General features: G+C 44.0%; 1 rRNA gene. It reads right to left on the minus strand.

Features of this window, described 5'->3' with window-relative positions:
- Positions 1-116 (minus strand): 5S ribosomal RNA (gene rrf / locus QNI08_RS22460).
- Positions 117-209: the final 93 nt, after the last annotated feature.

A 209-nucleotide genomic window follows, 5' to 3' on the forward strand; every position in this document is an offset into this window, starting at 1 on the left:
GCTTGGCGACGTCCTACTCTCACAGGGGGAGACCCCCAACTACCATCGGCGCTGAAGAGCTTAACTGCCGTGTTCGGAATGGGAACGGGTGTGACCTCTTCGCTATCGTCACCAAACATGGTTTGCATTTTTTCAAGACATATATTATTATAACGTCTTTCCGGAAAAATGCAAGAAGAAATTTTCATTCCTTCAAAACTAGATAATAA

This window comes from Peribacillus folii, from assembly GCF_030271255.1.
Taxonomy (GTDB): Bacteria; Bacillota; Bacilli; order Bacillales; family DSM-1321; genus Peribacillus.